At 67.1% G+C, this 13,151-nt stretch carries 13 protein-coding genes; 4 read left to right on the forward strand and 9 right to left on the reverse strand.

Features of this window, described 5'->3' with window-relative positions:
- Positions 1–347: 347 nt before the first annotated feature.
- The 6 genes from ACWEV3_RS31760 to ACWEV3_RS31785 form a co-directional block, all read right to left on the reverse strand.
- Complete coding sequence (locus tag ACWEV3_RS31760; RefSeq protein WP_452617402.1) at positions 348–1,208, reverse strand: class I SAM-dependent methyltransferase; 861 nt, start codon at positions 1,206–1,208, stop codon at positions 348–350.
- An 85-nt stretch (positions 1,209–1,293) separates the two neighbouring features.
- Complete coding sequence (locus ACWEV3_RS31765) at positions 1,294–2,172, reverse strand: hypothetical protein (RefSeq protein WP_452617403.1); 879 nt, start codon at positions 2,170–2,172, stop codon at positions 1,294–1,296.
- A gap of 248 nt (positions 2,173–2,420) precedes the next feature.
- Positions 2,421–3,740, reverse strand: coding sequence for a hypothetical protein (locus tag ACWEV3_RS31770; RefSeq protein WP_452617404.1), 1,320 nt, complete (start codon positions 3,738–3,740; stop codon positions 2,421–2,423).
- Between the two features lie 138 nt (positions 3,741–3,878).
- A complete protein-coding gene (locus ACWEV3_RS31775) occupies positions 3,879–4,643 on the reverse strand; it encodes a hypothetical protein (RefSeq protein WP_452617405.1) in 765 nt (254 codons plus the stop codon).
- 149 nt (positions 4,644–4,792) lie between these two features.
- Positions 4,793–5,764, reverse strand: a complete 972-nt coding sequence (locus ACWEV3_RS31780) for a DNA/RNA non-specific endonuclease (protein ID WP_452617406.1) — start codon at positions 5,762–5,764, stop codon at positions 4,793–4,795.
- A 64-nt stretch (positions 5,765–5,828) separates the two neighbouring features.
- Entirely contained in the window at positions 5,829–6,545 is a 717-nt protein-coding gene (locus ACWEV3_RS31785; protein ID WP_452617407.1) for a LuxR C-terminal-related transcriptional regulator, read from the reverse strand.
- A gap of 122 nt (positions 6,546–6,667) precedes the next feature.
- Here ACWEV3_RS31785 and ACWEV3_RS31790 point away from each other — a divergent pair, with 122 nt between their 5' ends.
- Both ACWEV3_RS31790 and ACWEV3_RS31795 read left to right on the forward strand, forming a co-directional pair.
- The gene (locus ACWEV3_RS31790; RefSeq protein WP_452617408.1) at positions 6,668–7,777 is read left to right on the forward strand and encodes a leishmanolysin-related zinc metalloendopeptidase; all 1,110 of its coding nucleotides are present in this window, start codon (positions 6,668–6,670) and stop codon (positions 7,775–7,777) included.
- A gap of 225 nt (positions 7,778–8,002) precedes the next feature.
- A complete protein-coding gene (locus ACWEV3_RS31795; RefSeq protein WP_452617409.1) occupies positions 8,003–8,344 on the forward strand; it encodes a LysM peptidoglycan-binding domain-containing protein in 342 nt (113 codons plus the stop codon).
- Positions 8,345–8,424: 80 nt separating this feature from the next.
- Here ACWEV3_RS31795 and ACWEV3_RS31800 read toward each other — a convergent pair whose 3' ends face one another.
- Positions 8,425–9,822: an MFS transporter gene (locus tag ACWEV3_RS31800; RefSeq protein ID WP_452617410.1), complete on the reverse strand. Its 1,398-nt coding sequence runs from the start codon at positions 9,820–9,822 to the stop codon at positions 8,425–8,427.
- Positions 9,823–10,443: 621 nt separating this feature from the next.
- Between ACWEV3_RS31800 and ACWEV3_RS31805 the strand changes: the two genes are divergently transcribed.
- Positions 10,444–10,947: an Rv0361 family membrane protein gene (locus ACWEV3_RS31805; RefSeq protein ID WP_452617411.1), complete on the forward strand. Its 504-nt coding sequence runs from the start codon at positions 10,444–10,446 to the stop codon at positions 10,945–10,947.
- A gap of 158 nt (positions 10,948–11,105) precedes the next feature.
- Here ACWEV3_RS31805 and ACWEV3_RS31810 read toward each other — a convergent pair whose 3' ends face one another.
- The gene (locus ACWEV3_RS31810) at positions 11,106–11,570 is read right to left on the reverse strand and encodes a DinB family protein (RefSeq protein WP_452617412.1); all 465 of its coding nucleotides are present in this window, start codon (positions 11,568–11,570) and stop codon (positions 11,106–11,108) included.
- Between the two features lie 129 nt (positions 11,571–11,699).
- Entirely contained in the window at positions 11,700–11,900 is a 201-nt protein-coding gene (locus ACWEV3_RS31815) for a hypothetical protein (RefSeq protein ID WP_452617413.1), read from the reverse strand.
- A 262-nt stretch (positions 11,901–12,162) separates the two neighbouring features.
- On the opposite strand from ACWEV3_RS31815, the gene ACWEV3_RS31820 reads away from it, so the two are divergent.
- Positions 12,163–13,059 carry an aminoglycoside phosphotransferase family protein gene (locus ACWEV3_RS31820; protein WP_452617414.1) on the forward strand — a complete coding sequence of 299 codons (897 nt, stop codon included), beginning with the start codon at positions 12,163–12,165 and terminating at the stop codon, positions 13,057–13,059.
- Positions 13,060–13,151 lie beyond the last annotated feature (92 nt).

Here is a 13,151-nt window from a genome sequence, read left to right on the forward strand (position 1 = left end):
TATGTCCAATACACGGCGGAGGGGCCGTCCTCGCCAGGGAGCCTCTGAGAACCCGCGGCGGTGCGGGTGTCGTAGGTGGGTTATGCGCCTGCGGCGCATGCGACACCTCATCGATGTGCGGCTTTGCGACCCGCGGTTGCGGGCTGACCAGGATGAAAAAGGCTCAATGCTTGTCCGCTGACTGTTGATGTTCCCGATCGCCCGTTGGGCCTTGCCCAACACATCGTTTGTCGACGGGCAATTGCCGTCATGTTTCGCAACGTCCGCTCATGCCGCGGGAAATCGTGACACCGGCCCCAAACGCTCGCTTCGCGGCCCGACGGGCATCGGAATACCAATCATTCGGCTCAGCGGCTCGCGCGCAGTATGCGGATCGCGCGCAGTGCGCCGGGCGGTTCGCCCTCGAATCTTGCGGATTCGTCGTAGCCGGCGATGAGATCCGGGGCGGAGTGGTCTTCGACGCCGGTGAACCCGAGGGTGCGCAGCTGTGCGGCGATGTCGTCGGGTGTGAAGTAGCTGAACAAGGGTTCGCCGACGCCGGCCAGCCGATCGGCACGTGTCCGCTGGTGCGCGCGGTCCTCGTCGGTGGCCGCGGGCTGCAGGTAGTCGAAGACCACCTCGACCGGCTGGGCCTGACCAGCGATGTATTCGAGGGTGGTGTGGGCGGCGTCCGGGGTCAGGTAGAACACGACGCCGAGCCACACGAATGCGGCCGGGTCCGTCCGTTCGAACCCGGCGGATTCCAATCCAGCCGCAAGCGTCTGGGTTTCGAAATCGACCGGCACGAAGGTCAACGTCTCAGGGCGGTCGATCCCGGCCGTAGCAAGGCGTTCGCGCTTCCACGCTTGAGTGGCGGGGTGGTCGACCTCGAAGACACGCAAGTCCGGGCGCGGATTGCGATAGGCGAAGGTGTCGAGGCCCGCGCCGAGGATCACGACCTGCCGCACACCAGCGGCGATGGCCGCGGCCACGGCGTCCTCGGCGAAGCGGGCACGGGCGGCGAAGAACAGGCGGCGGGGCCGATCGCTCGCCCCGGCACCGAGGAGACCACTTGCGGTCGTGGCCAATTCGATCAGTTCCTCTGCGGTGACGCCGAGCAGACGTGCCGCCAGGGGGTCGGTGAAGATCGGTGGCCGGTCAGCGATCTGGTGATAGGCGCGGGCGTACGCGGTGATGAGCGCCGTCCGGCTGGGTCCGCCGTCCTCCATGTTCAAGAACCTACTCACGAAGGCATTCGGTCTATAACCCCACCATTCGCCTGGGGCCGGGCGATGCGTTGGCGGCGGGCGTGGTTCACGCGCGGCCGTGGAGAGGTTCCAGCTGTGCCGGTGCCCCTTGGGGCGCGGTCGCGGGCTGCGGTCGTGGCGCCGCCTCCATGATTTCCCGGCCTCGGGCGTCGACGACCTTCGTGAACAGGTGCTGTGCGGCTCCGAAGATGATGGCCCAGCCGATGATCTGCGCCGACGAATCGAGGGACGTCAACCCGGGTACGAATTCGCCGCGCATGAGCAGGAGCCCGAGCACGGCTGTCAAGGCACCGGCGGGAAGCTTGAGGCACGCGAGCGCGAGCGGCACGTTGGACGCGGTCGGATTGCCCCTGAGCTGGTGCAGCGTTGCGGCAGCGGTCACCGCCGCCGCGAGGAACCCGACTGCCTCGATGACTGCGTAGTCGCCACTCGATGCGGCCAATTCAGAGCTCAAGTCCAGATTTCCGGTGAACCGATCTTGGCCGAGCGGACACACGACTACCAGTGCGCGGGGTGGCTCGATTATTTCTGCTGACGGCACGTTGGGGGTGGGCCCGAAGCAGATCGGCAGGAGTTTCGGGATGAAGGTGGTGAAGAACGCGATCGTGATGGCTATGCCCAGCAGGCCGATGGCCCAACACCACACGAGTTGCGCGAAACTGCGCTCGCGGACGACCTCACTCCGCTGAACCCGGTACGCCTCGCGCACGGCATCGATCACGGTCTGCCGCTGGGATTGTGCAAGTCTTCCGCCCTCGGAGCTCTTGAAGATCCTCTCGACGGACAATCGGCGTTTGTCCTCGGGCGACAGGTTCGCCTCGATCAGCATGAGGAGGTCGGGCAGCATGCTGTGGAGATCTTCGAGCGAAACGATCTGGAGGATGAGGACGTGGGCCGCGTGGATGTGGGCGAGCGCGCTGTCCACCCCGTGAGCCTGCCGCGGCCACCAAGTGCCGCGGACATCTCTCTGCGCGCACTCCAGGTGGGTGCGGGCATGGGCCACCAACTTCTCGGTGCACAGCTCGCTCGGCGCGGAGCAGTTCTCCGCCCAGTCCACGAATGCCCTCAGCTCGTCTATGCGGGCCAGCGCCCTGAACCCCCATGGCCATCGCCGGTCAGAGCCTCGTCGTGGAACGGCGTCCTGACCGGTGTTTCGTGCGGCGTTCACGGCTCTCACCTGCACAGTGATCGAGCGGCCGAGGCCGCGGCCCACGCCACCTCCGGATGCCGGATGTCGCAGTGGGCCTGGGCGAACCAGGACAGGTTCCGCTTGATGACGTCGTTGGCGTCGAGGCGGTAGAAGACGCCCGGCTGGAACCCGTAGTCCGTGCCCTGCTGGGCCATCGTGACGGTCTGGGCTCCGCTCTGCTGGTAGCCGTCGTAGCCCATCGCTCCCCAGCGGTAGTTGATCCGGTCCGCCAACTCGGCGCCCTGCCAGGCCAGCCTGCTGGCGTTGGGATACCACCAGCCGACCGCGCGGTCGGCCTCGCTGAACGTGCACACGAGCGGGCCGTCGACGCGGTCGGCGCAATCGGCCAGCACGCCGGCGCCCTCCCGCACCGGAGCTCGCGGTGCGAACGCGAAGTGGCTGAAAGCGCCCTGCAACAGGTACAGGGATTTGACCGGGCTGTTCGCGCCACGCCGCTCAGGCGGAAGCCCCCTGAGGGCGAACGAGACGAGCCGGGCGCCGAAGCTGTGGCCGAGGAGGTGCACGCGCACGCCGGGGGTGGCGTGCGCCAGCTGTCCGAGCAGGGGGCCGAGACCGTCGCGACCGACCACCCCGGCGCGTTCCTTCATCTCGTAGTAGCTGAGGACCCGCAACGCCTCCCGCGCTCCCCGCCACATCCGCCCGAACGGATTGAACGCCTGTTCACTCCCACCGTCGGCGGGCGCTAGGGCCGCCATCGCGTCGAACACCCGTCCCGGTGGTGCGCTCATCAACGCCGCTTCTCCCGCGTCCTCCGGCGCGTTGCTGGAAGTGGTCACGAGTCCTCTCGCCAGGCGGAGGAACTCCAAGAGCCGGTCCCGGTCCTGCGGCTGCCGGTCGAGCAGCTGGCCGATCTGCTCCAGCCGCTCCTCCTGGTTCGGGAAGGCAGGGGCGAGCGATTTCGCGAGGTCGGCACCGGTGGACATCTCTCCGGTGGGCTGTGGGGACACCAGAGCTCCCAGGTCGTGCGTCGCCGACGACCGCGGGACCGGTGGGCCGGTTTCGGCCGGGGCATCCTCGGGGAACAGCAACGCGGGCCACAACACGCCGACGAACCCCGCATTCGCCCTCTGCTCGTCCGGGAGCATCCCGGCGATGAGCCCGAACATCGTCGAGTACAGGTCGCGTGCGCCGCCGAAGGAGCTGTTCCAGCCATGGCTGAAGACGAAGAGCTCGCGCAGCCCCGCGGTTGCGGTGGTCTCGGGCAGATTCCCACCCTGGCGGGGCACGCCCTTCGCGTCGAACTCGACCTCCCAGTACGGCACATCGCCGAGATGTGACTCCATGTCTCCTCCCCGAGTCGTCACACCGGGCTGACCACTCCCATCACGAAGAGGCGATTCTCGAGGAACTAAAAGGGATCCAGCAGGTCCGGCACGCGGCCCATGGCTCGCGCTGGACTTCAACGGCTGGTCCCGGCGGGGCTAGCGGTCGGTCGGCACGGCGATTTCGCCGTCCTCCCGCATCAGCCGATCCAGGACCTCGTCCGGCATCCACACCCGGTGCGGGTAGTCGGTGCCCCAGGAGTTCAGGATCGGCACGGCACCGAGCTCGTCCGCGCGGGTGTTGCCGAGCACGGCATGCACGTCGTCGACCGATGCCGCCCAGCGGAACACCTTGATGCCGTCGGCCGCGTCGGCGACGTAGCGGGCGCGCTCGGTGTGGTCGTCGTTGGCCTGGGAGTCCGCCCAGTCGACGTGCCCTGTCGAGGCCAACACCTCGGCCGCGGCGCGACAGGATGTTCCGTTGGAATCGCCCGGGTTGGTCTCGGGCCACTGATCGCGGTCCTTGGCCCGATCCCACAGCCACCAGGCCGTGTACAACTCGTCGTTCAGGATCGTCATGCACCGGGTCCAGGCGAATCCGACGCAGGCGCCCTCGCTTCCCTGGTCGTAGAACTTCCACCACTGCTCGCGGTCCGGTTCGCCGCCGGGTTCCAGGCACACGGCGTGCCCGCCCCGGATCCTGGTGAGCGACTTCGCCCCCTCCCGGGCCACGAACGGAACGCCGTCCTGGCCCGCTTGGGGCCGGTCGAATTCGGTGTACCAGTTGACACCGATCACCACCGGTACCTGTGCGGGGCGGCTCGCGGCGGTCAACGGGTAGTTCTCGACGTGGCGCCAATCGTCGGGGAGGAAACGCCCCAGGCGCTCGTCGTCTGGATCTCGATCGATCGGGCGGTATCGCATGGTTCCTCCGCTCGCGTCGTACAGCTGCCCGTCCGCCGGAATGCGGGCGGGCACGACCAGTAAGCCGGTGGCGCGTGAGCGACAGCAATGAGCACATCGATCCAAACGGGATTCAGGCGTGTTCACCTGCCGGCGCCCGTCCCTCGAAGCTAGAGCACCAGGTTCGAGTAGTCGTCCTTCAACGGCACGCTGTGCGCTCGCGCTTCGAGCCCGCCGGACGTCAAGGGGGTTTCGTGCGGTTCGAGGTACTGGAAATCAAGACCGGTGCGTTCTCGCAGTCGTTCCAGCGAGATGCGGTACGTCCCGGCATCGAAGATGGCTTCGAAGGGGAGCATGTCTTCGATGAGTTGCGTTTGGTCGAGCAGGTACGCGGAGACGCGAAGCACGCCATCGGGTTTGCAGTAGCCGACGACCTTCCAGAACGCCAGGGGAAGCCGGGCGCCCTTGTACAGCGGGTCGTCATCGGTCATGACCGGGCCGGTGAACACGGACATCTTCTTGTCCGTGAGGTCGGCGTTCTCGAGTACGAAGTTCTCAAGACCCAGCCAGAGCTCCGTCCCCTGGTTGAACTTCTCGTGCTGCGGCGAGCAGTTCGTGAAGTGGAAGGTGTCGTCGTTCGCCCGTGCCAGGTCGTCTCCCCAGACCGGATCGAGCCGCCGGACGAGATGCCCCCGGTCCAGCGCGTTGCGCCGGTAGAGGGCCTCGCCGATCTGCTCTGATTCCGCGATGCGGGAGTCGAAGTACCACTTGTCCGCCTGCCGTTCGAAATCGACGCTCTTGCTGCCGTCGATGTTCACCACCGTGTAGTAGGCGAGTTGGCGGCGCCGGTTCACGACGATGCTGAAGTGCGTGTACGGGAGGACGGTGGGATCTCCGCCGGGCGGGGCGTTGTCGATCTCCGCGGCATTGCGGCGCTGTTCGCCGGAGAGTTCCGGTAGCGGTAATTCGGGCCCGAGGAATCCTGGGTCGTACCCGGTGTAGCCCTCGTAGTAGGAGCGGGGGCGGGCGATTTCGAGCGGCGCGCCATCGAGGTGCGCGACCTGAGCGGTCTCGGCGGTGGCCGATCCTCCTACTTCGATCGTGATGTTGAGCGGAACCGACAGCTTGTGTCGAGGTTGCATGATCAGGCCTTTCGATTCGTGGTCCGGTGGCAACCGGCTGCGCTGTGGCATTCCCTCCCGAGGGCTAATCCGGGCGGCAGTCGGAGTGGTGCCTGCTGTTGGGCGGAAAGGCCTGGTGCAGCGTGGAACGAACAAGGACGGAGTGATCCAGGCGTTGCTGCCGGGCCCAGGCAGCGGCCGCGGCACGGCCCTGCAACCCCAGCTTGTCCAGGATGTTGTGCACGTGGTTCTTCACAGTCGCCAAGGCGATGCACAACTGCCGGGAGATCTCCTGATTGGACAAACCCTGCTCCAGCAGCACGGCGACCTGCGCTTCCCTGCGACTCAGGACCTCCGCGTCCGGACTGGGCTGCAACTCCGCCGACAGCTCGGCCACCCTGCGGCACAGGGCAGCGGCAACGCGCGGCGAACAGCGCAACTCCCCATTGGCGACGCTCTCTATCGTCCGAATCAGTTCAGAGATCGAATGATCCCGTGTCAGGTAACCTGCCGCGCCCAATTCGGCATACGCAAGGACGTCATGTTCCTGATCGGACACGCCCAGGGCGATGATCCGCAGTCCGGGATTCCTCGCCAGCAAGGAGATCACGACACTGGGACCGTCCGGCAAGTCGGCGATATCGAGCAGTACCACGGCGTGCTTGCGCGCGGTCAGATCCGGCTCCAGCTCCTCCGGTCGCGCAAGGGTGGAGAGGACCGCGAACCCGTCGACGTTCTGGAGGACGAGGGCCAACCCCTCCCGGTAGAACCTCGTCGCGGCGACGATGATGAGCTCGATCATTGTGAACCACCCCAGCGCCGCGCCACCGCGGCACTTGGCCAAGAACCCTTCAGTTGGCCGCTAGGCATCGCACGCCCGATTCATCCACGATACCAAGCCAGGGCCTGTGGCGGGTATGGCAATTGGTCCTGGACCGTCGTCGCGAGGCCGGGACAGCCGCGACTCCTCGGCCTCGCGGCCGCTCGATCAGCCGCAGGGCAGAACGAGATTATCGTTGTCCTGCAAAGGTTTCGGGCAATGCTGCCAGGACCTTCGGCCGTTGTTCCAGCGCTGGAAGTGGTGCCATGTTCGAAACGCGTCTGGACTGGAAAGGAATATTCCAGACCTTGTCGAATTTCCTATTCGCGGAGGAGGTTTTCGTCATGACGAAAAGTGCGACGGGTATTCGTTCGATCTACACCGCCCGTGCCGACGCAGGTCAAGCGAAGGCGATTGCCGCAACCGAGTCCCCGTTCGCCATCGAGGTCCGGTTCCTCGGCGGGCTGACCGAGGTGCAGCAGGCCGCGTTCACCCAGGCCGCGGACCGGTGGGTTCGCGTCATCGTGGGTGATCTGCCGGAGGTCGAAATCGAGGGTGACGTCATCGATGACGTCCTCATCCTCGCTCAAGGAGTGCGCATCGACGGTCCCGGCAGGATCCTCGGCCAGGCCGGCCCGACGCACATCCGGACGGCCGGCTCAGGCGCCTCGGCCTTCCTGCCTGCGAAGGGCGCGATGTCGTTCGACACCGATGACCTGGAGAAGATGGAAGAAGAGGGCACGCTCGACGACGTGATCACCCACGAGATGGGTCATGTGCTCGGCGTCGGCGGCCAGGTGTGGTCCCGCAAGGAACTGCTTGCGGACGAGGACAGCGACAACCCCACGTTCACCGGCCGGGCCGCGAAGCAGGAATACGGCCGTTTGCGCGACGGCCGACCGCGGGCTGTTCCGGTGGAGAACACCGGCGGAGCCGGCACTCGCGGCAGCCACTGGCGCGAGACCGTCTTCCGCAACGAACTCATGTCGGGGTTCATCGCGGCGAAGAACAATCCGCTCAGCAGAGTCACGGTGGCCAGCCTGCAAGACCTCGGTTACGAGGTGGACATGGGCGCCGCAGAGGCCTACACCCTCCCGAACCTGCTGGAGCTCGCCGAGGAGGGGACGTTGGTCTCGCACGCCGCTCCGGTCGACTTGGGCATCATGCTTCCCACCGTCCCGATGGAACTGCCGGCCGAAAGCCTTCGGCGGTAAGCGCCTTCGACGGCGTCAACCGGCCGATTCGGGTCCTGTCCGACCGGGTCGAGCCGTTGCCAACGCGTTGAACGATGCCCGGCTGTTGCGGCACCGGCCATGTTCGCGGCCAGGTGGATCCTCAATGGATCCCGTTGCTCATTGCCGCAGCGCGCGGGCTGCGCCTTACATGGACACGAGCCGTCTGTGCGCCGAGCGCGCAGCTGACCACGAGGAGGCTGAGCAATGACGAACTGCAACACTTACACGGTGCAGGAGGGCGACACGCTCTCCGAGATCGGCGAATGGTTCCACGTTCCGTGGAAGGAACTCCAGCACATCAACAACATAGAGAACCCGAACCTCATCTTCCCCGGCCAAGCGCTGCGCCTGTCGAAGAACGCGAACGTGTGCAAGACCTACACCGTGCGGGACGGGGACACGCTCTCCGAGATCGGTGAGCGGAACAACGTGAAGTGGCAGCGCCTGGGGTACTACAACCACATCGCCAACCCGGACGTCATCCACATCGGGCAGACGATCTGCATTCCGCTCCCGAGAGGCGCATCGACGGCAGAGGCGGAGTGAACGGCCGCAACCTCGTCAGCCGACGACATCGCCGTTTCGCGCACCGCCGGCCGACCGCGTGACGCGCCGAAGCCGGGAGATCAGCTGCCTTTCCTGACCGTCGAGCCCGCGTTCGGGGACCGGGAGCAGGTCGTCGAGCCGGGAACCCTGGTGGTCGTGCGCGCAGCCACTGCACATCGTCTCCCTCCTGGAGCGCTGTGGGGCGGGTGGCGTCGGCTCGCGCGGTCGGACGGTCGCCGTGGGTCGAGGTCGTAGGGGCGACGAGCCGCGAGGGTGGCGAAGAGCAGTTGCAGGAGGCAGAAGAACAGGAGGGCGGCGAGTGCCCAGTCAACGGTGCCGGTGATATCGCGGAGGGTGCCGGTGAGGGCGGGGCCGACCGCAGCGAGCAGGTAGCCGTAGCCCTGGGCCATCGCGGACAGCCGGGTCGTTTCGTCGTCTCCGGTGGTGTGCGCGGGTATGGCGGCGAGGGCGGGGGCGAGGGCGGCCATGCCCACGCCGAGCAGCGCCGCCCACAGGAAGGGAGCGGTGGTCGCGGCGACGAGGAGTCCCAGCAGACCGAGACCTCCGCTGCAGGTGGTCAGCACCATCCACATGCCGATGCGCGTGGTGCTGCGGTAGCAGGACGCGGTGATGACCATCGAGGCGACGATGCTGACCACGAGGCTGCCGGCACTGAGAGCGCCGGCGTGGACGGCGCTGACTCCGGTGGCTCGTAGGAGGACCGGCTGCCAGGACAGCAGGGAAAGGGCTTGCAGCGACTGCAGACCCATGAACAGGGTCAGATACCAGGCGCGAGCGCTTCTGAGGAGGGAGCGGTGCCGGCGGGGCGTACGTGGTGGGGATTCGGCGCGCGTCGTTCGGCTCAGTGACAGCGGTATCCAGAGGAAGAGTGCGGCCGCGACGGGGAGGATCCAGATTCCCAGTCCCGCGCGCCATCCGTGGATGGTGGTCAGCCAGGGAGTGATCGCGGTCGCCGTGGCCGCTCCGACTCCGATCATGCTGGCCGACAACGTCGTGAGCGCGGCGGTGCGCAGGCCGCCGATCTGCCGGCAGACGGCGGGCAAGAGGACTTGCAGGCCTCCGATCGCGCAGCAGGCCAGGATGGTTCCTGCGAGCAACAGCCACTGGCCGTGGGTGATGCGCACTGCTTGGCCGGCGAGCAGGACGCCGAGGAACACCACGACGCTGGTCTGCGTGCCGCTGCGGCGGCGAAGGTGTGGCACGAGGAGCGTCGTCGCGGCGATGCAGAGGCAGGGCAGTGCTGTGAGGATCGCCACCGCCGTCGTGCTGAGACCCAGCGTCGTGCGGATCTCGGGCAATGCCGCGCCGACCGCGGTCACCGCGGTGCGAGCGTTGAACGCGGCCAGCGCGAGCGCCGCGACTGCCAGGACTTGCCACCAAATCGGGCGCACCCGAGGTTCGACGATGGTGGGAATCGGCTGGGTCTGCTCGCTGGCGGACACGGTGAAAGAGGACATGCGCCCCTGTGCCTAGGCTGATGGCTGGATGTGCCGGCGCGAGATGTTCGCTGCGCCGGGTGCGGTGACGAGGAGATGGGTGGGCCTCGGCCGAAGATCATCATAAGGCTGTCGGCACGAGCGCCCGCCCCGGCCCGACTCCACTGTGGAGGCCAGCTGCACCCGCCATCGCGGCCACCCGGGACGAACCCTGTGAGGTGGCTGCAGAACAACGGCGTCCGGGCGCGATGCCCGAACGCGGTCATTCGAGAGCCCGGTGAGTCATATATGCATGCATCGTTATGTATCTATGAGACTGGCGGAGGCTGCTGGAGGGGTCAACCCCGGGGCGCCCGGTCGCCCGTTTCCGCAGGTGCGTGTGGCGCCTTGCGCCCAAGGGCGGTAGTAGGGCCCGGTGGGCGAGGCGGCCACTCCTGGTTCGGGGACCGTGGATATCGCGAGGATGCTCATGGAACGTTGGAACCGGCGGGCCCGGTCGCGTACACAGGGGAGAGGTAGTTCCGCGATCGCATCGGAAAGGGTTGTATGACATCTCGACGGCAAGAGCCCGACCAGGGCGGCTTGGATGAGCAGCCGGAGAACGAGGACTCGGGGCACTCTGCGTCCTCGGAGGATCACCCGGTGTTCGCCGAGGCCGAGGAGGTCGAGGCACCAGCCCACGAGCAGCCGGAAGAATCTGATGCGACCCCAGCAGCGGGAAAGAAGAAGACCGGGCTGATCCTCGGCGTCGCTGCGGCGGTCGTGGTTCTGGCCGGCGGTGGCGGCGTTGGCCTCATGGTCTTCGGAGGTGGTTCGGCGCAATCGGCCGCCGAAGACTACGTGGCACTTTCGATGAAGGAGACCAAGGATCCCCGAAGCGTCACGGCGGATGACTACCGGCCCATCGTGTGCGAGCAGGCCATGCCGCAGATCGAACAGCTGCAGCAGGTGAAGGAAGAGTTCCTCAAGACGGCGAAGCCAGCGGACCTGGAGCAGCTCAAGGCGGTTCAGGTCTCGGTGAAGAGCGTCCAGGACAACGGCGACTCCGGCAGTGCCACCGTCGAGTCGGCTTTTCCCGGGCAGCCACCGGAAAGCTCAGACCTGAAGCTGGTCAAGGAAAACGGCGACTGGAAGCTTTGCGTCTGAGGGGTCTGGACATCCGCGAGGCGCCTCAGGCGCAGTGGCCGTCTGCCGGTCGCATCGCGGCACGGAGCGGGGCCCGGCCTCCTTGGAGGCCGGGCCCCGCACCGCACATCGGGTGACTCGTGGGGTTGGCCGCTTGCCTCGCGGCATAGATCACTCGATCACGGCTGTTCTGAAACGTCGGCGGTGGGTGCGGCGGGATGCTTGATCTGTTCGTGGAGGATGTCGCCGTGGCCGGCGTGGCGCGCGAAGTCCTCCATGATGAGCAGGTAGATGAACCGCAGGTTGACCTCGCCGAGGTCGGGGTGCGTCGTGGTGTCGTCGAGGTCGAAGTCGGCGGCGATCACGCGCGAGCGCTCGCTGGCGCGCTCGAATTCGGCGATCACGTCGGCCAGGGTCTCGTTGTCGTCGACGATGAAACTGGCGTCGCCCGCCGTCGTGCCGCCGTCACATTCGCTCTTGGGCAGGCGCGCCAGGACGTGCTGGAACCAGATCCGTTCGGCGACTGCGGCGTGCTTGAGCAATCCGATCGGGGTGGTCGGCGACGCAACGAGGCGGCGGCGGGCCTCTGCTTCGGGCAGACCTCGCACCGTGTTGATCAGCTCGGCCCGGTTGCGGTCGAGCATGACCTCGAGCAAACGGCGTTCGGCGCCGGTGGTGATTCGTGGTATCGACCATGTCATTGTCGGCTCGATTCTGTTGGTGGGGACGGATCTGCGTGTTGTGCTTGTGGTTTCGGTTGCCGGTGCCCCGTTTCAGCAGGGGCCGATGACCGCATTGCGCCGTGGGAGGCGTGTGATCGACGTTCTGGTGTCCTCGTCAGCCGCGGCGTAGGCGGGTGACTGGGTGGCCAGGCGTGCGATGGCTTGTGCGCGGAAGTCGCTGAGTTCGTCGATCGTGCCGGTGGCCTCGGCGAGCCGCTCGCGGAGTGCGCGTTCGTCGGCTTTGAGTCGCAAGATCTGCGCGTCGCGGGGGCCGGGATGTCGCCGGTCTGTTGCAGCGCGCGCAGGCGTTGCCGAATTCTATCCCAAGGTGGGCGTAGAGGCGAGCACCGCAGAAGGCGGTGTGATCCCGGCTTCTCTGAACTTTGGCCGGTCCGTCCCGAAGCCGCTGGTCTGTAGCTCTCTGAAACCGAATCGATGATGCCAGAGGCATCATGGCGAGATGTTCCGGGGAGCGAGATCCGCTCCGCCTGCCACCGCAGTACTGTGACTTCGCATGACCGACACCGAGATCGAGATCACCGCAGACCTGGTTCGCGACGTGCTGCAGGAGCAGCATCCAGACCTTGCGGGGCTGGCCATCCGCGAGGTGGCGGGCGGCTGGGGCAACCAGATGTGGCGTCTCGGGGATGAGTTGGCCGTGCGCATGCAGCGCATGGACCCCACCCCGGAGCTCCAGCTCAAGGAGCGGCGGTGGCTACCCGTGCTGGCTCCGCGCCTGCCGCTCCCGGTGCCGACTCCGGTGCGGTTCGGCGAACCGTCCGAGCGCTTCCCCAAGCACTGGACCGTGATGACGTGGGTTCCCGGCGAGCCGCTGGACCGCGGCTCGATTAGCCGCGGCGCCCACGCGGCCGACACGCTGGCGGGCTTCCTCCGGGCGCTCCACGTGGAGGCGCCCGCCGAGGCGCCGATCGCCACGGACCGCGGTGCCCACCCCAGGAACTGCACGGACGGCTTCGAGAACTTCTTCCAGGCCGTTGCCCCCGACGACATCGCCGCCGACGTCCGGGCCGTCTGGGACGACGCCGTTGCGGCCCACGCGTGGGAGGGCCCGCCGGTGTGGGTGCACGGCGACCTCCATCCCGCGAACGCCGTCGTCTCGGACGGAACGCTCTCGGGCATCGTCGACTTCGGTGACATGTTCGCCGGCGACCCGGCGTGGGACCTCGCCGCCGCATGGGTGCTGCTACCCGCGGGCACGGCCGCACGGTTCTTCGACATGTACGCGCATGCGGACGAGGCGGCGATCCGGCGCGCCCGCGGGCTGGCCGCTCTGAAGAGCCTCTTCCTGATGCTCATGGGGCAGAACGGAGATCGAGGCCTTCCCGGTGGCAAGCCGAACTGGGGACCTGTGGGCCGGGCGGCACTTGATCGTGTTCTGAAGGGCGTTTGATCAGGTAGACGTAGTGCGCAGACCCCCGGATTTGTCCGTGGGGTTAGCACGTCAAGTCCGATCCTGACGTGCCCAGCGGTAACCCTGCCAAC

The sequence above is a fragment of the Saccharopolyspora sp. NPDC003752 genome (assembly GCF_053605825.1).